Annotated in this window: 22 protein-coding genes and 1 pseudogene; 9 read left to right on the top strand and 14 right to left on the bottom strand. The window is 64.8% G+C overall.

The genetic code is table 11. The features are described from left to right. The first annotated feature begins 116 nt into the window (after nt 1-116). From JQ603_RS00250 to JQ603_RS00230, 5 genes and pseudogenes are all read left to right on the top strand, one after another. Entirely contained in the window at nt 117-1,073 is a 957-nt protein-coding gene (locus JQ603_RS00250; RefSeq protein WP_212335807.1) for a helix-turn-helix domain-containing protein, read from the top strand. 134 nt (nt 1,074-1,207) lie between these two features. Next, nucleotides 1,208-1,399 carry a hypothetical protein gene (locus tag JQ603_RS00245; protein WP_245003423.1) on the top strand — a complete coding sequence of 64 codons (192 nt, stop codon included), beginning with the start codon at nt 1,208-1,210 and terminating at the stop codon, nt 1,397-1,399. Nucleotides 1,400-1,515: 116 nt separating this feature from the next. Next, nucleotides 1,516-2,541 carry an aldo/keto reductase gene (locus tag JQ603_RS00240; protein WP_212335805.1) on the top strand — a complete coding sequence of 342 codons (1,026 nt, stop codon included), beginning with the start codon at nt 1,516-1,518 and terminating at the stop codon, nt 2,539-2,541. A 79-nt stretch (nt 2,542-2,620) separates the two neighbouring features. Then, nucleotides 2,621-3,000, top strand: a pseudogene (locus JQ603_RS00235) (MFS transporter); the annotation flags it as partial. Between the two features lie 210 nt (nt 3,001-3,210). Continuing rightward, nucleotides 3,211-3,570, top strand: a complete 360-nt coding sequence (locus JQ603_RS00230) for a hypothetical protein (protein ID WP_212335804.1) — start codon at nt 3,211-3,213, stop codon at nt 3,568-3,570. An 88-nt stretch (nt 3,571-3,658) separates the two neighbouring features. Here the strand turns inward: JQ603_RS00230 and clpA are convergent, their stop codons facing one another. The 3 genes from clpA to JQ603_RS00215 form a co-directional block, all read right to left on the bottom strand. Further along, nucleotides 3,659-6,070 (bottom strand): ATP-dependent Clp protease ATP-binding subunit ClpA, encoded by a 2,412-nt coding sequence (clpA, locus tag JQ603_RS00225; protein WP_212335803.1) that lies wholly within the window; start codon nt 6,068-6,070, stop codon nt 3,659-3,661. Between the two features lie 290 nt (nt 6,071-6,360). Beyond that, nucleotides 6,361-6,693, bottom strand: a complete 333-nt coding sequence (clpS, locus tag JQ603_RS00220) for an ATP-dependent Clp protease adapter ClpS (protein WP_027548135.1) — start codon at nt 6,691-6,693, stop codon at nt 6,361-6,363. 657 nt (nt 6,694-7,350) lie between these two features. Beyond that, entirely contained in the window at nt 7,351-7,689 is a 339-nt protein-coding gene (locus JQ603_RS00215; protein ID WP_018647402.1) for a phasin family protein, read from the bottom strand. A gap of 388 nt (nt 7,690-8,077) precedes the next feature. Between JQ603_RS00215 and JQ603_RS00210 the strand changes: the two genes are divergently transcribed. After that, entirely contained in the window at nt 8,078-9,922 is a 1,845-nt protein-coding gene (locus JQ603_RS00210; RefSeq protein ID WP_212335802.1) for a D-alanyl-D-alanine carboxypeptidase, read from the top strand. A gap of 217 nt (nt 9,923-10,139) precedes the next feature. Here the strand turns inward: JQ603_RS00210 and JQ603_RS00205 are convergent, their stop codons facing one another. The 4 genes from JQ603_RS00205 to JQ603_RS00190 form a co-directional block, all read right to left on the bottom strand. Further along, nucleotides 10,140-10,865, bottom strand: coding sequence for a DnaJ domain-containing protein (locus JQ603_RS00205; RefSeq protein WP_212335801.1), 726 nt, complete (start codon nt 10,863-10,865; stop codon nt 10,140-10,142). Nucleotides 10,866-10,930: 65 nt separating this feature from the next. After that, nucleotides 10,931-11,674 carry a VWA domain-containing protein gene (locus tag JQ603_RS00200; protein ID WP_212335800.1) on the bottom strand — a complete coding sequence of 248 codons (744 nt, stop codon included), beginning with the start codon at nt 11,672-11,674 and terminating at the stop codon, nt 10,931-10,933. A gap of 122 nt (nt 11,675-11,796) precedes the next feature. After that, a complete protein-coding gene (locus tag JQ603_RS00195; RefSeq protein WP_212335799.1) occupies nt 11,797-12,657 on the bottom strand; it encodes an alpha/beta fold hydrolase in 861 nt (286 codons plus the stop codon). 340 nt (nt 12,658-12,997) lie between these two features. Then, nucleotides 12,998-13,921, bottom strand: a complete 924-nt coding sequence (locus JQ603_RS00190; RefSeq protein WP_212335798.1) for a division plane positioning ATPase MipZ — start codon at nt 13,919-13,921, stop codon at nt 12,998-13,000. Between the two features lie 281 nt (nt 13,922-14,202). Here JQ603_RS00190 and panC point away from each other — a divergent pair, with 281 nt between their 5' ends. After that, entirely contained in the window at nt 14,203-15,054 is an 852-nt protein-coding gene (gene panC / locus JQ603_RS00185; RefSeq protein ID WP_212335797.1) for a pantoate--beta-alanine ligase, read from the top strand. Here the strand turns inward: panC and JQ603_RS00180 are convergent. From JQ603_RS00180 to JQ603_RS00160, 5 genes are all read right to left on the bottom strand, one after another. Further along, nucleotides 15,051-15,491 (bottom strand): DUF1489 family protein, encoded by a 441-nt coding sequence (locus JQ603_RS00180; RefSeq protein ID WP_018647395.1) that lies wholly within the window; start codon nt 15,489-15,491, stop codon nt 15,051-15,053. The two genes, panC and JQ603_RS00180, sit on opposite strands and share 4 nt — an antisense overlap. Before the next feature lie 42 nt (nt 15,492-15,533). After that, nucleotides 15,534-16,529 (bottom strand): hypothetical protein, encoded by a 996-nt coding sequence (locus JQ603_RS00175; protein WP_212335796.1) that lies wholly within the window; start codon nt 16,527-16,529, stop codon nt 15,534-15,536. Nucleotides 16,530-16,685: 156 nt separating this feature from the next. Then, on the bottom strand, nt 16,686-16,889 hold the full coding sequence (locus tag JQ603_RS00170) for a hypothetical protein (RefSeq protein WP_212335795.1): 204 nt from the start codon (nt 16,887-16,889) through the stop codon (nt 16,686-16,688). 187 nt (nt 16,890-17,076) lie between these two features. Then, nucleotides 17,077-17,445, bottom strand: a complete 369-nt coding sequence (locus JQ603_RS00165; RefSeq protein ID WP_210249445.1) for a YidB family protein — start codon at nt 17,443-17,445, stop codon at nt 17,077-17,079. Between the two features lie 86 nt (nt 17,446-17,531). Further along, entirely contained in the window at nt 17,532-18,194 is a 663-nt protein-coding gene (locus tag JQ603_RS00160) for a glutathione S-transferase family protein (RefSeq protein ID WP_212335794.1), read from the bottom strand. A 122-nt stretch (nt 18,195-18,316) separates the two neighbouring features. On the opposite strand from JQ603_RS00160, the gene JQ603_RS00155 reads away from it, so the two are divergent. Beyond that, entirely contained in the window at nt 18,317-19,036 is a 720-nt protein-coding gene (locus JQ603_RS00155) for a DUF599 domain-containing protein (RefSeq protein ID WP_212335793.1), read from the top strand. A 174-nt stretch (nt 19,037-19,210) separates the two neighbouring features. On the opposite strand, the gene JQ603_RS00150 is transcribed toward JQ603_RS00155, so the two are convergent. Then, on the bottom strand, nt 19,211-19,606 hold the full coding sequence (locus JQ603_RS00150) for a winged helix-turn-helix transcriptional regulator (RefSeq protein WP_245003331.1): 396 nt from the start codon (nt 19,604-19,606) through the stop codon (nt 19,211-19,213). Nucleotides 19,607-19,737: 131 nt separating this feature from the next. Here JQ603_RS00150 and JQ603_RS00145 point away from each other — a divergent pair, with 131 nt between their 5' ends. Continuing rightward, nucleotides 19,738-20,586 carry an NAD(P)H-binding protein gene (locus JQ603_RS00145; protein ID WP_212335792.1) on the top strand — a complete coding sequence of 283 codons (849 nt, stop codon included), beginning with the start codon at nt 19,738-19,740 and terminating at the stop codon, nt 20,584-20,586. Here JQ603_RS00145 and JQ603_RS00140 read toward each other — a convergent pair whose 3' ends face one another. Continuing rightward, a complete protein-coding gene (locus tag JQ603_RS00140; protein ID WP_212335791.1) occupies nt 20,587-21,531 on the bottom strand; it encodes a hypothetical protein in 945 nt (314 codons plus the stop codon). It abuts the gene before it with no gap. Nucleotides 21,532-21,541: the final 10 nt, after the last annotated feature.

Below are 21,541 nucleotides of genomic sequence, written 5' to 3'. Positions count from 1 at the left end.
GGCGGCACAAAAACTCGACCGGACTGGATCGCCGCCCCGGTATGGGATTTGCCTGCGGTCAGGCTGGATTTGGCCGATTTGCAGTTTTGCGGGATGTGAAAGGGAGGCTGTCCAAAATGCCAATCCAGTTCACGACGGACGGCAGCCCCGGCTACCGGCGGCTCGCCCTCTGGCAGGACATCGTCTGCGACGTCTTCGTCGGGCTGGACTGCAAGTCCGACCTCGGCAGTGCCTTCCATGGCTCGGTGACGCAAGCCTCGCTAGGCAAAGCCGTGTGCTCCGACGTCTGTTCCGACCGCCAGCACGTATTCCGCACGCCCTCGCGCATCGCGCGCTCGGACCAGGATTTTGTGCTGGTCGCGCTCGGCAATCGCGGCGACGGCGGCGTGATCCAGGATGGGCGCGAGACCGTGATCCATCCCGGCGAGTTCGCGCTCTATGACACCACGCGGCCCTACGAGCTGAAATTCAACGACAGTTTTACCCAGACCATCTTCAAAGTGCCCCGCGAGATGCTGCAGCGGCGGCTCGGCGGCACCGAGACGCTCACCGCGATCTCGTTCGGCGCAGACGCACCGCTCGAGCGGCTCGCCTACGACTTCATCTTCAGGCTCTGCCAGAGCGCGGACCGGCTCGCGCCGAACAATGCGGCCGCCCTGTCGGAGCAAGCCGTCGATCTCCTGGCGATGGCGCTGAGCGAACGGCTCGGCAAGACCTCGCTGCCATCCTCGACCCATCGCTCCGCCCTGCTCTACCGGCTCAAGGCGCACATTCGCGCGCATCTCGCCGATCCCGATCTGTCGCTGGCGGAGACCGCAGCTGCGCTCGGCATCTCGCCGCGCTACGTGAACGATCTCCTCGCCGACGAGGACACCTCGTTTCAGCGCTACGTGCTTGCGGAGCGCCTCGCCCAATGCCGGCGTGACCTCGCTTCGCCCGTGCTGGCCCACCGTCACATCAGCGAGATCGCGTTTGCCTGGGGTTTCAACGACCTCTCGCATTTCGGCCGTGTCTTCCGCGAGCACTTTGGAATGTCGCCGCGGGATTTCAGACAAAGCCAATTGCGGCATTGAGCCATCTTCGCGAGCCTTCGCCCTGAACGAAGGCAGCGCTCGCCAATTCCAGATTGTCTAGTCACGCCGCGTGCATCAGGCTGACACGCATGAGGACTCACACGACGATCAGCGGATCGGAGCTGTTGCTGAGCATGATCGCGATCCGGCTTGCGATGCTGGTCGTGGTGGGATGGGGTTTGACTCTGCTGCCGCAGCAGACTCGCAATAGTGACCTCGCCTGCGTTCCCTCACCCGTTGCAAGGAGCGAGGCTCGGGCCGCAACGAAGCCAGTCGGCTCGCGCATTGCCGATGCGGCATTCGATGACATGCTCCGGCACGACTAGCCCGTTCCGAAGCAAGGCCGGTATGTGAGCGCGTCGTAGGACAACGAGCGTGCTTGCACTAACATTCGGCACCAAGGCCGCACCGATCAATCAGCGGTCAGCCGAGGAGCAGATTGATGGAATACCGACGCTTGGGCCGGTCCGGCCTCATGGTGCCTGCTTTGAGCCTGGGAACGGGCACGTTCGGCGGCGTCGGCCGCCTCGCTGCGTGGGGCACGACGGACGCGACCGAAGCGCGACGCCTTCTCGACATCTGCCTCGAGGCCGGCGTGTCGATGTTCGACACCGCAAACGTCTATTCGCTCGGCGAGTCCGAGCGCGTTCTGGGTGAGGCCATCAAGGGCCGCCGCGACAAGGTGCTGATCTCGACCAAGGCAACCTTCCGCTTCGGAGACGGTCCCAACGACCTCGGCTCGTCGCGCCAGCACCTGCTCGCGGCCATCGACGGTTCGCTGAGCCGGCTCGGCACCGATTACATCGACCTGTTCCAGCTCCATGGCTTCGATGCATTCACGCCGCCCGAAGAAGTGCTTTCAACGCTCGACGTGCTCGTGCGGGCCGGCAAGATCCGTTATGTCGGCGTTTCGAATTTTTCGGGCTGGCATCTGATGAAGTCGCTCGGTGTTGCCGACAAGCACGGCTTCCCGCGCTACGTCGCCAACCAGACCTACTATTCGCTGATCGGGCGCGACTACGAATGGGAGCTGATGCCGCTCGGCCTCGACCAGGGTCTCGGCGCGGTGGTCTGGTCGCCGCTTGGTTGGGGACGCCTCACCGGCAAGATCCGGCGCGGCCAGCCGAAGCCGGAAGTCAGCCGCCTGCCAAAGACTGCCGAGTTCGGCCCGCCCGTGCCGGACGAGCACGTCTATCGCGTGGTCGACGCGATCGACGAGGTTGCAAAGGAGACCGGCAAGAGCGTGTCGCAGATCGCGCTGAACTGGCTGCTGCAGCGCCCCACCGTCTCGACGCTGATCATCGGCGCGCGCAACGAGACGCAGCTGCGCGAAAATCTCGGCGCGGTGGGCTGGTCCCTCACCAAGGACCAGGTCGCAAAGCTCGACGCCGCCAGCAAGGTGACGCTGCCCTATCCCTACTGGCACCAGCGCACGACCTTCACCGACCGCAATCCGCCGGCGGTGTAGCGACCGCCTTGAGCTGCATCAAGCCCGCTTGCGTCGGCCGTGACATCCTGCGGCCTTCGCGAGGCCGCCGATGCGCCGCGGGCTCGCCTCGCTCGCGATGCTGCCGGAATGCCCGGCGCCTTCGACATCGCCTGGCGCATGGCCCTCGCCGGCTTCGGTTTCGGTCTGTTCCAGACGCCGAACAACCGCACCATGATCGCCGCCGCCCCGCGTGAGCGCTCCGTCGGCGCCAGCGGCATACTGGGCACCGCCCGCCTGCTCGGCCAGACCGCCGGCGCCGCGCTGGTCGCGCTGTTCCTCAGCCGCTACCCGCAGGAGGGCACCAGGATCGCGCTGCTCGCCGGCGTCGGCTTTGCCCTGTGCGGCGCGCTGCTCAGCATGCTGCGCCTGGCACCTACGGGCGCGCGGGGCGCCGAGCATGTCCGCATTCAGGACGGGCAGCGGATGAAGGGGGATTAACTCTCCGCCCGGCTGCAATCCGTAGTTTTACGATGCCACGCAAGGAGTATTGCACACGCGCCCTGGTTGCGCTTCTTTGCAACCAAGGCTGGGGGATTCTTTATGAATTATTTTAAGGTTGTGGCGCTTTGCGCAGTGGCGACTACTGCGTCCGGTTGTGCAGGTCGTGCACCGGCCCCGGTTGCAGTAGTGCAGCCTCAAGATCGGTACATGGACTGCGCCGCGATCAACATCGAGGTCCAGACCAACAACGCCAAAGTTCAGCAGCTTGCATCGGACAAGGGATTAAAAGTAGCCCAAAACGTCGCGGCAGGTGTTGCTGGCCTAGTGGTGCCCGTACTTTGGTTCGGCATGGACTTCCAAGGGACAGCGGACACGGAGATACAGGCACTGCAGGCTCGTCAGCAATATTTGGGCGCGCTTGCAGAGCAGCGTCGCTGCGGAGAAGACAACGGAGCACCGCAGAAGGCCGTCGCGGAGTCCTCGAAAAAACCCAAGGCCAAGCCGAAGGCAGCGGCAGCCGCTCCAGATACTACTGACGTGCAGCCCCAGGCCACGGAGCAACAGTAGTTGCCGCCAGAAGGTTCAGCGCACTTATTGCGATGCAAACAAAAAGGCCGGCTTCGCAGCCGGCCTTTTCGATTTCATCATATGCCAATCAAGCCTTGACCAGCGGACCCTTGGAGGTCGGCCCCTTCGAGCCGCCGGGGCCGCCCGGCTTGTTGGACTTGCCCGGCGGACGCTTGCGGGTGCCGGGCAGCTTTTCCTGCTTCGGCGTGACCGGGCCCTCGACGAACTCGAAGCCGATCTTGTCCTTGGTCTCGTCGGCCTCGTCCTTGACGAGAACGACGCGGACGTGGCCGCCGCCCTTGAGCTTGCCGAACAGCACCTCGTCGGCCAGCGGCTTCTTGATGTGCTCCTGGATCACGCGGGCCATCGGCCGCGCGCCCATCTGCTCGTCATAGCCGTGCTGCACCAGCCAGGCCTTGGCAGGCTCGGACAGCTCGATGGTGACGTCGCGGTCGCCGAGTTGCGCCTCGAGCTGAAGCACGAACTTCTCGACGACGGTGCCGATCACCTCGACGCTGAGATGGCTGAACGAGACGATGGCATCGAGACGGTTGCGGAATTCCGGCGCGAACTGCCGGTTGATCGCCTCGTGGTCGTCGCCTTCCCGCTTCGAGCGCGTGAAGCCGAACGCCTGCTTGGCGAGATCCGCTGCGCCCGCATTCGTGGTCATGATCAGGATCACGTTGCGGAAGTTGACCTGCTTGCCGTTGTGATCGGTGAGCCGGCCGTGATCCATGATCTGGAGCAGCACGTTGTAGAGGTCAGGATGCGCCTTCTCGATCTCGTCGAGCAGCACCACGCAATGCGGATGCTGGTCGACGCCGTCGGTGAGCAGGCCGCCCTGGTCGAAGCCGACATAGCCGGGAGGCGCGCCGATCAGGCGCGACACGGTGTGCCGCTCCATATATTCTGACATGTCGAAGCGCAGCAGCTCGACGCCGAGCGTCGCCGCGAGCTGCTTGGCAACCTCGGTCTTGCCGACGCCGGTGGGCCCTGAGAACAGGTAGCAGCCGATCGGCTTCTCCGGCTCGCGCAAACCGGCACGCGCCAGCTTGATCGAGGCGGCGAGCGATTCGATCGCCTTGTCCTGGCCGAACACGGTGCGCTTCAGGGTCTGCTCGAGATGCTTGAGCACCTCGGCATCATCCTTCGACACGCTCTTCGGCGGGATCCGCGCCATCGAGGCGATCGTGGTCTCGATCTCCTTGATGCCGATGGTCTTCTTGCGCTTGTTCTCGGCGACCAGCATCTGCGCCGCACCGGACTCGTCGATCACGTCGATCGCCTTGTCGGGCAGCTTGCGGTCGTGGATGTAGCGCGAGGAGAGCTGCACCGCAGCCTCGATCGCCTCATTGGTGTACTTCAGCCGGTGATAGTCCTCGAAATACGGCTTGAGGCCCTTGAGGATCGCGATCGCGTCCTCGACGGTCGGCTCGTTGATGTCGATCTTCTGGAAGCGCCGCACCAGCGCGCGGTCCTTCTCGAAGTGCTGGCGGTATTCCTTGTAGGTGGTCGAGCCCATGCAGCGGATCGTGCCCGAGGCGAGCGCCGGCTTGAGCAGGTTCGAGGCATCCATCGCTCCGCCCGACGTCGCGCCCGCACCGATCACGGTGTGGATCTCGTCGATGAACAGGATGGCGTTGGGATGCGCCTCGAGCTCCTTCAGCACCTGCTTCAAGCGCTCCTCGAAATCGCCGCGGTAGCGCGTGCCGGCAAGCAGCGTGCCCATGTCCAGCGAGAACACGGTCGCGGCCGCCAGAACTTCCGGCACCTCGCTGTCGACGATGCGCTTGGCGAGGCCTTCGGCGATCGCGGTCTTGCCGACGCCGGCTTCACCGACGAACAGCGGATTGTTCTTCTGCCGGCGGCACAGCACCTGGATCGCGCGGTTGATCTCGGAATTGCGTCCGATCACCGGGTCGATCTTGCCGTCGCGCGCCTTCTTGTTGAGATTGACGCAATAGGTCTCGAGCGCCTCGCCCTTCTTCTTGGCGTCCTCGCTGCCCTTGGTCTCGGTCTCCTCGTCGACGCCGCGCACGGGGCGCGCTTCGGAGACACCCGGCCGCTTGGCGATGCCGTGGCTGATGTAGTTGACCGCGTCATAGCGCGTCATGTCCTGCTCTTGCAGGAAGTAAGCGGCATGACTCTCGCGTTCGGCGAAGATCGCGATCAACACGTTGGCGCCGGTCACCTCTTCGCGACCCGACGACTGCACATGGATCACCGCGCGCTGGATCACGCGCTGGAAACCGGCGGTCGGCTTGGCGTCATCGGCGCCATCCGTCACCAGGTTCTCGAATTCAGTCTCAAGATAATTGACGAGGCTCGTGCGGAGCTTGTCGAGGTCGACGCTACAGGCGCGCATGACCGCGGCTGCATCGGAGTCGTCGATCAGAGAGAGCAAGAGATGCTCGAGCGTCGCGTATTGGTGATGACGCTCGTTTGCGATCGCCAGCGCACGATGCAGGGATTGTTCAAGGCTTTGGGAAAAAGTCGGCATTCGCGTCCTCTATGGCCCCCACCATCATGGTCGTGATCGCCCGGTCAGGCAACAACAACCTTTGTCACATATAGTTATACAAGATCGCGGCGAAAGACCGGTTCCGCGACTCCGCAGCTAGCCACCTGGGCTATTTTCAATGCAAAACCCGTTCCGATTTGGGCGGGACCGGCGCCGGTGCAGAATTCCCTAAATCCTGCCGGCCGCAACAGACGTCGCGCGCAGGTATCACGCGACAATCACATTGCGACAGATACGAGAGCCGGCCTCAAGACGCGCCGTAAGGCGACTTACTTCTTTTCCATCACGCATTGCAGCGGATGCTGGTGCTTGCGGGCGAAGTCCATCACCTGCGTCACCTTGGTCTCGGCAATCTCGTAGGTGAACACGCCGCACTCCCCGATACCGTGATGGTGAACGTGCAGCATGATCTTGGTCGCCGCCTCGACGTCCTTCTGGAAGAACTTCTCCAGCACGTGGACGACGAATTCCATCGGCGTGTAATCGTCGTTCAGGATCAGCACGCGGTACAGGTTCGGTCGCTTGGTCTTCGGCTTGACCTTGGTGATGACAGAGGTGTTCGGACCCGTCGGACTGCCCGAACGGTTCTCGTCATTGCTCATCCGGGGAGCGAGGGCGGCGGTAGCCGCGGACAGGTCGAGTCTGGACAACAGTTGCGGCATGGCTCAGGCGTTCAAATTCCCCACGGAAGCGTATGACGGTCCGCCGCAAAGCCCAGCCTTCGGAGCTTCGCACAGGCGCGCCGCCTCGTTGGATCGCCGCTTCCAACCGGTCCGGTCCAAGCCGTATCGGTCGTCAACAATATGGGCCCGCCCCCGGCTCGCCGCAAGCGTGCAAAGGTCCGGCCTATGCGGCCGCGACGGTCCCGATTCCCGATCCGGACGATCCTGACCGAGGTTAATCAATCCGGACCCGTTTGACAAAAATTTCCGCGCCGCCTGGTTAGAACATATTGATCAGGAACCGGCCGGGCATTGAGCTGCGACGGTTTCGCGCGGGATCATCTCCGGACTTCTACGGTCCAGTCGAGCTGCCGTTTGAATCGCGTGGCGCAAAATCGGGCAAGGAAGAAGCTGTGTGAAACGCCGGGACCCGCGAGCATCATAATCTTCGTGCAGGTGAACACCGGCAGCTAATCTTGCGCGAGCAGCACCATCAAGTTCGTCCGAACACGCTGGTGCGCCGAGACGAACCCGTCGCGACAAACAAAAAGCCCGGCTGTGCAGCCGGGCTTTTACTTCCAGGATATCCGGGAAAGCTTAGTTGGCGGCCGGGGTGAACTTCGACACGATGGTCTCGACCGGCTTGAACGCCTGCTTGGCGAGGTCGTTGTAGAGGCCGGCGATCTTCTGCGATTCCGCGACGAAGGTCTCGTAGGCGGAACGGGCGAAGTCGGTCTGGGCTTCCATGGCCTTGTCCAGCGACTTCACGCCGGAAAGCTTCTCGACGAAGGACTTGGTGTCTTCGAACGACTTCTTGGTGTAGTCGCCATAGGCGCTGGCGATCGCCTGGAGGCCGTGCTGCACGGAGGTCGCGGAGGCAACGCACTGCTCGAAGTGCTCTTTCCCGTAGTTCTGAAAGTCTTCAACCTTGAACATTTCGGAATCCTTTTCCCTGGCTCTCGTCGGGAAGCCCCGGCTCCCTGACTGTGCCCATAATTAGTGCAACGCACAATAAAGTCAAGAATCTTGTGCGACGCACAAAAACTAGATGCAAATCGCGGAGATTCCCGGGGTTTCCCGCAAGGGTTCCTTAAGCTTTTGGAAACCGCGGGCCCCTACCCTGATTCCCTGGACGTGTTCAGCTTCTGCAATCGGCCAAAGCCGTTTGAGAACATCACCTTAGCCAGAACAGCGGCTCAGGCCCAACGTCCCCCGCAGCGAACACCCGCGGAGGGACAGCCTGAGCAGGTAATGATCCCGGGCCCCATGGGCACAATTTCGCCTCACGGGCCGGTGATCAAGTCAGAAACGGGGACGGGGTTCCATGCTTCGTAAAAACTTGTCTTCCTCGCGCTTGGCGCGGGTTGGCGTTTTCGGGCTTCTTACGGTCACCACCGCAGTCATCTTCACCACCGATGCTGCCGAGGCGCGGCGCCATCGGCGCCATTACGCGCACCACCGGGTGCAGCGCGATGTGTCCGAGAGCTCCAGCCCGAAATTCGCGTCCATCATCGTCGACGGCAATTCCGGCGCGGTGCTCCAGTCGAACAGCCCCGACGGTATCCGCCACCCCGCCTCGCTCACCAAGATCATGACGCTCTATCTGCTGTTCGAGCGTCTCGAGTCCGGCAAGATGAAGCTCGACACCGAGATGCCGGTGTCCCAGCACGCCGCCGACCAGGATCCGACCAAGCTGAACCTGCGTGCCGGCCAGACCATCCGGGTCGAGGACGCCATCAAGGGTCTCGTCACCCGCTCCGCCAACGACGCCGCCGTGGTCATCGCGGAGGCGATCGCCGGAGATGAAGACGACTTCGCCCAGATGATGACGCGAAAGGCGCGCTCGCTCGGCATGTCCCGGACGGTCTACCGCAATGCCAACGGCCTTCCCAACGACGAGCAGGTCACGACCGCGCGCGACCAGGCCACGCTCGGCCGCGCCGTCCAGGAGCGCTTCCCGCGCTACTATCGCTATTTTGCCACCTCGACGTTCAACTGGCGCGGCCAGTCGATCCACAACCACAATCACCTGCTCGGCAGCGTGGAAGGCGTGGACGGCATCAAGACCGGCTACACCCGCGCCTCCGGCTTCAACCTCGTCACCTCGATGCGCCGCGGCAACCGCCATTTGATCGGCGTGGTGCTGGGCGGCCGCAGCGGCGGCTCGCGCGACGCCATCATGCGCAACCTGCTGGCGGAGAACATCGAGAAGGGCGCGACCACTCACACCGTCGCCGCAGTCACCGAACGCAATGGCGCTGACGCCTCTGCCGAGGTCGCGGACGCCTCGGACACGCCGGCCCGCCCCGCTCCGCAGGTCCAGGCCGCCGCGCCTGCTCCCGAGGCCGCCCCGTCGCGTCTCGCTGCGCGCCTGTCGACGCTAGCCGCGGCGACGGCCGCGGTGCCGCCGGCTCCGCCCAAGCCGGAAGCCAGCAAGCCCGAGGTTCGGCCGACTGAATCCAAGATCGAGCCCGCCCCGCTCACCAATGGCGTGATCTCGAGCCAGCCGCTCTCGATCATCCCCGGCTCGTCCGAACCGATGAAGCCGGTCCGGGTCAAGACCGTTCAGGTCAAGGCCGGCGCCGTCAAGGTCGCCTCTGCCGCCCCGGCTCCGGTCGCACCGCAAGTCACGAGCACGATCGCCTCCCGCTCCGATGTCGCGGAAACTTCTGGCGCCGTCGTCGCCCGCGCCGATCTGATCAACAAGCCCGAGCCCCAAAGCCAGCCCGAAGCGCCGAAGGCCGACGTCGCCCGTACCGAGCTGCCGCGCCAGCCGGCCGGCTTCGGCACCGGTAACGGTATCCTCGGCGTGCTGCCGGCCTCAACCGCGACCGCGCCCGCCCCGGCCGCTCCGAAGCTTGCGTCCGCCGATCCGGCGCCGCAGCCGATCCAGATGAGCGCCACCACCAAGCCGGCCGTCCACAGCGGCTGGATCGTCCAGGTCGGCGCGCTCGAGAGCGAGAACGAAGCCCAGCAGCGCATCGACGCTGCGCGCAACTCGGCCCGCGGCCTGCTCAGCAAGGCCGATCCGTTCACCGAGCCGGTCGTCGCCAAGGACAATCGCAAGCTCTACCGCGCCCGCTTCGCCGGGCTCGAGCGCGACCAGGCCGAAGCCGTCTGCCGCGCCCTGAAGCGCGCCGACATCTCCTGCATTACGGTCCGCAACTGATCGTCTGCACCGCTCCAATCGAAATGCCCGCGCCTTGCGCGGGCATTTTTGTTTTGGGGATGCGGCGAGGCCAGTTCCGCGACAACCTCTCGTCAACGATTTACGGTTAAATTTTTACTCAACGGATCGACCACGCCGACAATGGCGGGCATCGGGGCGACGACAGACAGAGCAACGGAGCTCACGCGGTACGGGCGTTTGTAGCGTGGTGCCGGAGTTAGCCGTTATGCGTGCGAAGCAGAGTATCCTTGGCCTCGTTTACCCGGGCAGCGAGATACGTCGAGCCCCCCTGGTCGGGATGGAGTTTCTTCATCAGGGATTTGTGGGCCCGGCTGATGTCGTCACGCCCCGCTCCCGGCTGCAGGCCAAGGATCTGATAGGCTTCCTCCGCCGTCATTTTGCCACTCGCCGCCGTGCGGCGCTGCCGCCCTGCCGCATCGCCCTGCGCGTTCTGACGCCAAGCGGGAAACCGGCGGTCCAGATAGCTTTCAAGTAAGGCCACGCTCTCGGCGTCGAACGCCGGGACCATCGCCAAGAGGCCCGCGAGATCGAACTCGTCGAGATCGCGCCCGGCGTGGGGACCGGCGACGATCCGGCCTCCGAGCTGGCCGGAATCGTGGTCGAGCCGCATGTCGAGGAATTGCGAGCGCACGCGCGAGGCCTGCCCGGACGCGGGCGCAGCGCCGCCCCCAAACAGCCCGCCGATATTGCCGAAGCCGGCGTTCGCCAATGGCGTCCAGCCGAGCAGTCCGGCACCGAAAATTCCGAGCGGGATCGCAACCGCCAGCTCGCCCCGCAAGCCCGTGAAGGCCGCGACCGCCAGCGCCAGCACGCCGCCGCCGAATTTGATGGTGCGCGCCAGCACCGCCGGATTGGCGGAACGGAACATCTGAAGCAGCAGATAAAGCGTGATAACGGCGACGGCGCCGGCGATCAGGGTCATGACCGGAATATAGTCGGCCTTGCGCCAAAATGCATGGCGTTCGCCGACGAAGGCCAGCCTGAGCGCTACTTCATCTGGCCGATCAACATCGCCGCACCGTTCGCGGTCTTTGCCAGCTGCAGCAGTGCCTCGCGACCGCCGGCAGCGTAGGCCGCAGCTGCGCGCAACAGCTCTCGCAGCTGCGCCGCAGCACCGGGATCAAACCGGCACCAGGCACCGCCGGTCAGGCGCGCGATCTCGCGGAAGGCCTGCTCGGCCACGGCATCATGGCCTTCCTGAAACACGAACACGGGCACCTTGAGCATGCCGAGCTCGCCGGCCTTGGCACAGAGCTCGTCGACCTTCTCCTCCACGGCATCGCCGACGAAGACGACGGCGCGCACACCGGATGCGACCGCCTCGCGCCGTGCCTCGCTCAATACCTTGCCGATCTGGGTGTCGCCGCCGCGGCAATCGATCTTGCTCATCAGCGTCGCCAGCTTGGCGCTGTCGGAGATCCAGCGCGAGGCGCGGCATTCGTTGAAGCCGCGATAGTAGACCAGGCGGATGTCGAGACTGCCGAGCGCCGCGGTTTCGCGAAACATGTCGGCCTGAAGCGCGCAGGCCATGTCCCAGGTCGGCTGCCGGCTCATCGTCGCATCCAGCGCAAAGATCAGTCGCCCCTTCGCACCGGGCGCATGCGGCGACAGCGCACGTGCCTTGGCGACGAAGGCGGCAATGTCCTCCGACGTCGACGTGCCGGCCTGCGGCACTCCGCCGGCCTTCGTCGAAACGGCGTCACTGCGCGGCTTGATGGGTTCGCCCGACATCGCTGCTCAACCAAGCGTGGGCGATTAATGTGGCGAGCGCAGGCAGCCCGGTCAATGTGCAAAGCCCCCGCCGGCGGAGGGCCAGCGGGGGCTTTGAAGATCGTGCCTGCCTACGAGAGACGTCAGCTCTTGGCGGGTGCCATCAGGGCGACCGGACCGGGCTCGAGGATCTTGGGCGGGGACGACTGCGTGTCGACCGGCGCAACCTCGCTGTCCGTCGCGCTCAGGAACTTGTCGAGCATGCCCTGGATCGAGTTCTTGGCCGCGTCCGGGCCGGTGTCGCGCATGTCGTTGTGCTGGAATTCAGTCTTCACGACCTGAATGCCCGCCTTCTCGCATTCCTCGTCCGTCGGGATCACGCCCGCATCGGCCTTGAACTGCGGATCGGTGGAGCGGAACGACAGGATCTTGAACTTGCCGGCGGTGACGAAGGGCACGCGCAGATTGTCGAGCGTGACGACCTTCTTGACCTCGTCCGGATACTGCTTGGCGAAATACATGGTGATGTCGCCGCCCATGGAGTGGCCGACCATCGTCACCTTGTCGTAGTCGGCGTTGGGCAGAACCTTCTTCATCTCCTGCATGGCGAGATGGATGTTGGCGACGCCCCGCAGGATCTGCGGCAGCCGGCCGACATAGAGCTCGCCGGGCTTGGTCACCATCGGAGGATCGGTCGGCAGGTCATGCTGCGGGCTGACGACCATGTAGCCGCGCGCAGCGAAGATGTTGGCGAGGAAGCCGTACTCGGTGTTCTTGACGGTGTTGCCGTGATTGATCACGGCGACCGGCAGCGTGATCATGCCGGCATTGGCCTGCATTTCCTTGTCGCGGCGCACCGCGATATCGACAGGCACGGGACGGTTGTCGCGCGAAGCGTCGTAGAAGGTGATGGTCTCGTGCTTGATGGCCCACTTGCTCGCCGTGAAATAGGCGATGCCGCAGAGGGCACTGACCGAAACCAGAACGGCAATTCCACGCTTCATTTTCGTCCTCAGCCTCAGGCTCTTGCGGCCTGAATCCCTGTTGAAAATCGTGTTCTTCCGAGGCTCTTCGGCCCCTGGTCGCCTATTCCCTAATATATGTCACAGCAGCGTGACAGGAAGGCTAAATATTGTGAACCGCCAGCCCTTTCATTGTGCGGCGCACTCGTTTCTTGGGCACCCCATTCTCATACCGCTACGTCAGGGTGCGGGTCCCCATCCGACGCAACCGGGCGCGATGGGGTTCAATTTCGCAGTAAACATGCGGTGAAACGGCCGAGCGCCAGCTTGGTTCCGGGCAGGAACCGACCTCTAGATGGACCGGAAGTAGCGATATACCGCCTCAGACGCCGAGGATGTCGTGAACCTCGAGCGGCTTGTCGACCTGACTGAACCATTCGGCGCGATTTGCCGCACGTCGTCGACCGCGCTCGTCGAGCGGCAGCTTGAGCTGGCGGAGCAGGCTCGTCACCTCCTCCCGCGCGGTGAGATGGCCGAGATTGGGCCGCATGCCGAGCGTGGCCTCGTCGATCTCGTCGAGGGCGGTCAGGCCGCGCGGGAAGAATTCGCGGTAGACGACGCGCTCGGCGAAGCCGTCGACATAGCGGAAGCCGAGCCGCAGCGACAAATCCTTCAGGCCCTCGGCAACGAGCTGCTTGTTGCGGGAGCCGAGCATGGACAGACGGTTGCGCACCACGATCCAGTCGGTGGTCGACCCGTCGAGCTGGCGGCGCTTGCGCCTGACGTCCCGCACCATCTCGGCATAGTGGCTCTCGCCCGTCACCGCGTAGTTGGCGGGATCGACGGTGCCGAGCACGTCGAAGTCGAGGAAGCTGTCGTTGATCGGCGTGACCAGCGTGTCGGCCATCGAATGGGCGAGCCGCATCAGGTAGCTGTCGGTGCCGGGCGTATCGATGACGATGAAGTCGAAGCTGCTCTCGACCGCCGAGACCGCCTCCATGAACTGCTGGAACTCGGAGTTCTCGTTGTCGGCAATCTGCATGGTCTCGCCGAGCTTGATGCAGCGATGCACCGGCAGCTCGAGGTCGAGCTTGGTGCGGCGGGCCCAGGCGGCGCGGTTGTCGACGTAGTGGGTGAAGCTTTGCTGGCGGCAATCGAGGTCGATGGTGGCGACGCGCTGACCGGCCTTGAGTAGCGCAACGGCGATGTGCAAGGCGGTGGTCGATTTGCCGGAGCCGCCCTTCTCATTTCCGAGCACGACTACATGCGCCGAGCCTGACTGGCCTTGGCTAGCTTGCAAGAGCATAGCGATCCTCAACACCCTGACGAATATCTTCGAGTTGGCCGCGTCTGCGGTCAAGTGAAATGCGTGACAGGTAATGCAAATCGCAGCGCGCCGTTCTTCATGATGACGCGCGACGCCATTTATCGTCTGTGATCCAGCCCACAATCGCGACATCGCGCGTGGCTTTGCGCGGGATGCTGTGCCGCATCCCTGCGCATGGCGTCCACGACTGCCGCTTGTTAAGGTTAGCCGGCAAGGCGCCGAGCCGTTCCGCGCTGATTCCCAACCCCCGTCGAGTCCTGATGTCGTCAAGTCCCCTGATCGCCCGCACGGTCCCCGCGCTCCGGCGCACCCTCGACAATCTTCGCAAGCGAAAGGCCACGATCGCGCTGGTCCCGACCATGGGGGCGCTCCATGACGGGCATGTGTCGCTGGTGCGCCTCGCCAAGCAGCGGGCCAGCCGCGTCGTGGTGTCGATCTTCGTCAACCCGACCCAGTTCGCTCCGACCGAGGACTTCGGTGCCTATCCGCGCACCTGGAAGTCGGACATCGCCAAGCTCGCGGCCGAGGACGTCGATATCGTCTGGCATCCCGGCGTCGAGGCCATGTACCAGGAAGGCTTTGCCACCCGCATCGTGCCGGAGGGCCCGGCGCTCGCCGGCCTCGAGGACCGTTTCCGGCCGCACTTCTTCGGCGGCGTCGCCACCGTCGTCGGCAAGCTGTTCACGCAATGCCGGCCGGATGTCGCGATCTTCGGCGAGAAGGACTTTCAGCAATTGCGGGTGGTGACGCAGATGGCGCGCGACCTCGACCTCGGCGTGAAGGTGATCGGCTCCCGCACCGTGCGCGAGCGCGACGGGCTCGCGATGTCCTCGCGCAACGTCTACCTCTCGGCCGAGGAGCGGCAGACCGCGACCACGCTCTACCGCGCCATGAAGGAGAGCGCAGGCCGCATCCGCGGCGGCGAAGCCATCGCGCCTGCGATGGCGCGCGGCGCCGAGATGATCAAGGCGGCCGGCTTTGCGCTCGACTATTACGAAGCCCGCCATGCCGCGACGCTGGCACCGGTCACCGCGCGCAAGGACGGCCCGTTGCGGATCCTTGTCGCAGCCAAGCTCGGCACGACGCGGCTGATCGACAATATCGCGGTTTAGAGCAGCCCGAGATCCCGCAGCTCGCGCCGCATCGGCTCCGGCATGGCCGCGATCGAGCCGGCGGCGGATTTGCCGAGATCGGCCGGCACGGAATCCTCGGTCAGATAGCGCCAGCCCTGGAAGGGTCGCATCGGCCGCGGCGAGACCGAAATCACCTTCGGCTGCATCACGATGCGGCAGCGTCCGATGCCGTCCTTGTCGCGGAACGGCTCGATGCCGATGATCTTTTCGCGTGCGGCGATCTCGCCCTTGATGACCCAATAGAGCGACCCGCCGGCGAGGATCTCGGCGTCACGCTTGGGCACCATGCGGGTGATGTGGATGTGGTGTTGCGGCAGACCCTTCTTCTTGGCGGTCTGCATCCGTTCGGCCACCCACTCCTTCAATTCCTTGACGGAGTCGCAGCCGACGGCGAGCTTGATCAGATGGAGTGGCATGCCCCAGCATTAGCCGGGCCGCCACGCATTTGGAATGCCGAACTACTCGTTATCCGCAGCCGGAGCAGCCGGCGCGGAAGCCGGTGGCGCGAGCGGAACCGGTGCTGCAGCGGGCGCACGCGCGGCCTTCGGCGCCGGCGGCTTCTTGGCGGCCGGTGCCGCGGGTGCCGCAGCCTGCGCCGAGGTCGCGGCCGGCGCGCGCGGTGCTGCCGGCGCAGCGCCAGCGGCAGGCGCCGCCTGCTTCGTCGCCGCAGTGGGCGGCTCCGGATTCATGATGCTCACCGGAGGCGTCGACGAGGCGCTCGGGAACTCCGCATTGGTCGGCTTGCCCGTCGGCATCGACGGCGGCAACCCCGCGAGCGTGGCGGTGGCAGGCATTGCCGGCGCCGCCCCGGGCGCATTCCAGGTCGGCGCATAGCGTGCGACCAGCGTGTCGTACAGATGGGACTCCATGTTGGCGGCGACCTGCTGCTGATCGGTCAGCGAGCGGAAGGCGGCACAATCGAACTGCGTGCAGCCGTCGCGCGCGACCAGCACCTGCGCGACGAGGCCGTAGCGATCACGTTCCAGCGACTTGCGCAGCACCTTCATGTCGAGCGTCAGGCTCTTGTCGGCGGTCGCGGCATCGCCGAGCGCGGTGAGGCGGTCGATCCTCGCCGCGGTGTAGGCAACGGCCGCCGCGGCTGTGTCGGGTGCGCCGAACAGCGCCTTCTCGCAGCCCGTGGCTACGGCATCTCCGGCGAGCCCATCGAGACAGGACAGCGCCGGCAGGCTCGCGGTGACCGCGGCCTGTGCGCGCGACTCGGCCGGCGCGTCTTGCCCCGCCGCTTCATAGACGTGAACCATGGCAGCCCCGGCGATCGCGATGGACAGCAGCGTAATCACCGTCAGCGCGCCGTTGGCGAGCGACTTCTCGGCGCGAAGCAGCGTGATCAACAGGATCAATCCGAAGAATCCGGCCGCGACCAGCGTCATCCACATCGGAAGGGCCGGCGAGCGCCAGATTTGGTCGAGCGAAGTGGCCGATGCCCAGTTCATGCGCGACGTCCCCTCACGCGAGCAAAGAGCGAATGGTCAAGCGAGCACCGCGAGTCGGCAACTGCCCCCGCCCCACCCTGTGAAGGCGAAGCGGGCCTTTTGACGGCGAGCGGAGCAGATTTGTCCGCGATAGCAACGGGCGCGATCGACGGCGCGTCAGGTCAGCGCCAGCTGACTTTCCTTGGCGACGCGCTCGAACGCCTCGGTCGAGCTCTTGATCCGGTACTGGCAGTCGTCGCCTTCCGTCGGCAGCAGGCGGATGATCTCATACGAGCCGCTGGCAGCGGGGCGCGCGACGTTGCTGGCCGTGAACAAAACGCGCGTTCCAACGGGGAATTTGTGCTTCAACACCCTCTCCATTACTCAAACAACGCCTGCCTCGCCCATGGTCCCACTGCGATGGCCGGCCGGAAACCCGGGTGCTGTATAGCATGCATGCGGCGTTTTTGACCAGCCTCATGCAAGCCTGGCAAATACACGAATTTTGAAGTCTTTTCAGGACGATAACGGGAACAGCGGCCCACCTTGGCAGTGCTTGAGCGGAGCCCTAGGCGGTATGGGGCAGATGGCCTTGCGGGCTGGCCTGGTCGACGGCCTTGGGCAGCTCCTGGGCGAGGATCTGACCCAACTGGTCGACCGGGATGTTGTAGCGTGCGGCGAGCTGTCGGACGGTATCGTTGCCGAGCACGGCGCGGAGCTGGTCGGCCGAGATCGGCAGGTTGTGGCCGTTGCCGAGCCAGGATTTGACCTGGTCGCCGAAGCCGGCCTGCTGGAGTTTTGCGACGATCGCGCTGAGGCCGCCCTGGTTGTTGCTGCCGAGCACCTCGTTGAGCACAGCCGGCAGCACGGCGGCACCGAGCTGACCGAGTGCGCTGCGCAGCGCGGGATTGTTTTCCAGCGAGTCCAGGATTCCCATGGCGCCCTCTCCCAAGCCGTCGTTGCACCGTGATTGAGCGCCGCCGTGCGGGGAACCGTCAAGCCACGCCCAATCACTTGCGCGGGTTAGGCGTCCTCGAACTTCGCGATGAGAAGCGTTTCGGCGATCCCCTCGCGAGTCCATTCCTGGAACGCCGGCAGCGCCATCATCGTCTCCATGTACGCCTTCGTGTCCGGCGCCACCTCGATCGCATAGGTGCGGAAGCGGTGCACGACCGGGGCATACATCGCATCCGCCCCGCCGAAGCGGCCGAACAGGAACGGTCCCTTGGTGCCGTAGCGCGCGCGGCACTCGCGCCAGATCTCCTCGATGCGCGCGACGTTGGCCTTCGCATCGGCCGACAGCGCCACGGCGCGGATCGGCCGGTGCAGGTTCATGCCGCATTCGCTGCGCAGCGGCACGAAGCCGGAATGCATCTCGGCACAGACCGAACGGGCATGGGCGCGGGCCGCGGCGTCGTCCGGCCACAGCTTCTTCTCGGGGTAACGTTCGGCAATGTATTCGATGATGGCGAGCGAATCCCACACCGTCACGTCGCCGTCGACCAGCACGGGCACCTTGCCGGCGCGGCTGAAGGACAGGATCTGCTCCTTGTCGGCGGGATTGTCGGTGTAGAGCGGGATCAGGGTTTCCACGAACGGGATATCGTTCGCGCGCAGCGCGAGCCAGGGCCGCATCGACCATGACGAGTAGTTCTTGTTGCCGATCGCGAGCTTGAGCGTTGCCATGTCACTGATCCTTCCCGAGACGTCTTGAAGCGAGCTGCTTTTAACGCCATCGCCTGCCGCCAATCAATCGTTGCTGCGCCCGGCCATGCGTGGCAATCGTTGCGATCCCAAGGGAGCAAGACATGAGCAGGCACTGGGTCGACATCACCGCGGTCGGCTTCTTCATCATCGAATGGCTGGCCTATGCCCTGACGCTGGAACACTCGGCCTACGGCCGCGACAGCCTGTCGGCGCGCATGAACCGCTATCGCGAGGTCTGGGTGCGCCGCCTGCTCGACCGCGAGACGCGCATGGTCGACATGCAGATCATGGCCTCGCTCCAGAACGGCACCGCCTTCTTCGCCTCCACCAGCCTGTTCGCGCTCGGCGGCGCGCTGGCGCTGCTGCACGCCACCAACGATGCGATCACGATTCTGAGCAAGCTGCCGATCGACCTCAGCACCTCGCCCGCGATGTGGGAGCTGAAATGCGTCGGCCTCGTGCTGATCTGCGTCTACGCCTTCTTCAAGTTCGCCTGGGCCTATCGCCTGTTCAACTATGTCGCGATCCTGTTCGGCGGCATGCCGCCGGCATCGCAACGCGATACGCCGGCGGCCGAAGCCCACGTCATGCGCACCACACGCCTGTTCGAATCCGCAGGCCGCCATTTCAACCGCGGCCAGCGCGCCTTCTTCTTCGCGCTCGGCTATCTCGGCTGGTTCGTCAGCCCCTGGCTGCTGTTCGTGACCACGGCCGCCGTGGTGGTCGTGACATGGCGGCGGCAGTTCGCCTCCAGCGCCTGGGCGGCGATGGCGCCGGAGGTGGTGGCGAGTGACGAGGGGATGAAGAAGCGCGGTCATTGAGGCCGGCTCTCTCCGCCTCGTCATTGCGAGCGCAGCGAAGCAATCCAGGGTCTTTCCGCAGAGGGATTCTGGATTGCTTGCAAGCCTCGTAGCCCGGATGAGCGAAGCGACATCCGGGAATCCTTGCGAGCGGTTTTCCCGCGTATCGCTCCGCTCACCCGGGTTACGGGAGCCTCAGCCGGCCTTCGCGGCCTCGAACTTCGCCCGAGCGGCTTCCATCGCCCGGCGGTTGCGCTGAGCCCAGGCTGCGATGGCCTGCAATGGTTCGATCAAGGAGAGGCCGAGCCTGGTCAGTTCGTACTCCACCTTCGGCGGGATCGTTGCATAGGCAGTCCGCTTCACGAGCCCGTCCCCTTCGAGGGCACGCAGCGTCAATGTCAGCATGCGGTGCGACGCCCCGGTCATGCGCAGGATGGCATTGAAGCGCATCGGACCGTCAGCCAGCGCACCGACGGCCATGACCGTCCATTTGTCTCCGATCCGATCGAGGACCTTGAGCACGGCGCGGCAGTCGTCGGGGTCATCCCATCCGGGCCTTGCCATCCGAGGCTGAGGCTTGAAGCGCTTCATCGTCCTGTCCCTTGAATCCACACACGATCAAATCTGTTCGTGGCGCATCAAATTGTGCGTTCTTGCGGCTCTATTCGATATCGAACATATCGTCACGAACAAATTGTTCGTTACACGGAAGGACATCGAATATGCAGATCGGCGTCAGCGGAGCGAGTGGTCATCTTGGCAAGGCGGCGGTGGCCGAATTGATCGAGCGAGGCGGCGGGCACCACATCGTCGGCATCTCCCGCACTCCTGCAACAGTCCATGCGGCGGTCGAGGCGCGACATGGTGACTACGACCAACCCGAAACGCTGATCGCGGCCTATCGGGGCCTCGACCGGTTGTTGATCATTCCGAGCTCTGACGTTCAGCCAGGCCGGCGCGATCGCCATTTCGTCAGCGCAATCGACGCTGCCGTAAGGGCCGGCGTCGGGCACGTCGTGATGATGTCGATCGCGGCCGCCCGGGAGGTCGACGAGCGCGATATGTACGCAGCCTATTTTACGGGCGAGCAGCATCTGATGAGAGCCGCCGGGCGGTGGACCATCTTGCGGATGAACTACTACGCTGAATCATTTGCGCAGGTGGCCGCGATGTCCGCGGCCTCGGGCATCGTGCCGGGGCTCGGCGAGAATCACGTCGCTTTCGTCTCGCGCGACGACGTGGCGGCCGCGGCGGCCGGTATCCTGCTTGGCGATGGTCACGCCGGCGCAATCTACAATGCAACGGGTCCGGCTGCGATCAGCGCCAGGGAACGCGCCGATCTGCTGTCGGATATCACCGGCAAGCCGACCCATTTTGTCGTCATGGATGAAGCGCAGCTTCGCGATGGAATGATCCGGGCGAAGATTCCGCAAGAATACGTCGCGGCGCTGATCGATGTCGAGCGGCGCTTCGCGGCGGGAGACTTCGACATCGTGACCGGCGACGTCCAGCGCCTGGCGGGTCATGCGCCGCGACCGCTTCGTGCGGTTTTGTCGAAGCAGTTTGGGTAGCTATCCGCCGAAATCCCGCGGCGAGAACGGCAGGTCCAATACCTTCCATTCCTCGTATTTGTCGGCCGGCAACATCTTGTAGGGCTGGCAGGCCTGCAGTGCGCTCGTTGCGGACTTCACGATGGCCACGCCCTTGGCGGATGGCGGGGCCGCCATGAGGATCGGCTCGCGCGCCAGCGTGCCGTCGGTGGCCAACACCGCGCGCAGCTTGATGTGGACGTTGTCGGTCGGATCGACCCCGGCCGGCAGCTTGGCGCAGCTTCTCAAATGGCGACGCAACGCCGCGATGACTTCGGCCGGCAGCTTGGCTGCAATTGAGTCCTTGGCGTCACCGCCATCGTCCTTGGGGGCGTCTTTCGGTAGCTCGGTCGGCAGTTCGGGCGGCAGCCCGAGCATGACGCCATACTTGACGGTGACGTCAGGCTCCGGCGCCTGATAGGCCGGCGGCGGCGCGGCCGGCGGCTGCTGCATCGCCTGTGGCGGCGGCTGCACCGGCGGCTGCGGCATCGCCTGAGGTGGCAGTTGGGGCTGCGGTTGCGGCGGCGGCTGTTGCGCCGGCTGAGGCTGGGGCTGCACGTTGGCCTCGCGCTGCTTCGGCGGTTGCGAGGGTGCCGGCTGTTTCTGCTGCGCTGGTTGCTGCGGTTCAGGCGATGGCTGCGGCTTGGCGGACGGCTTCGCCGTCGCGTCCGCCTTGTCGGTGACATCCAGCTTCGGCAGCTTCAGGTCGGGGAGCGGCTCCGGCGGCTTCTCTTTCTCTTCCTTTTCTTGGGCCTTGGCCTCCTCCTGCTTCACCTGCTCCGGCGTGACGATGTCGACCGAAACGGTCTCGGGCGCAGCGGCGTGAAACGGACGGACCTCGCTGATCACGATGATCAGCGCCACCAGCGTCAGATGCGCGATCGCCGACGCTGCAATGTCCGTCCGTATGATCTTCCGCGGTTCCATCGCCCGATCT

The sequence above is a fragment of the Bradyrhizobium liaoningense genome, assembly GCF_018130825.1.
Taxonomy (GTDB): Bacteria; Pseudomonadota; Alphaproteobacteria; order Rhizobiales; family Xanthobacteraceae; genus Bradyrhizobium; species Bradyrhizobium liaoningense_B.
The sequence above is the reverse complement of the archived record's forward strand: the minus strand, read 5'-3'. Positions and strand labels throughout refer to the sequence as shown.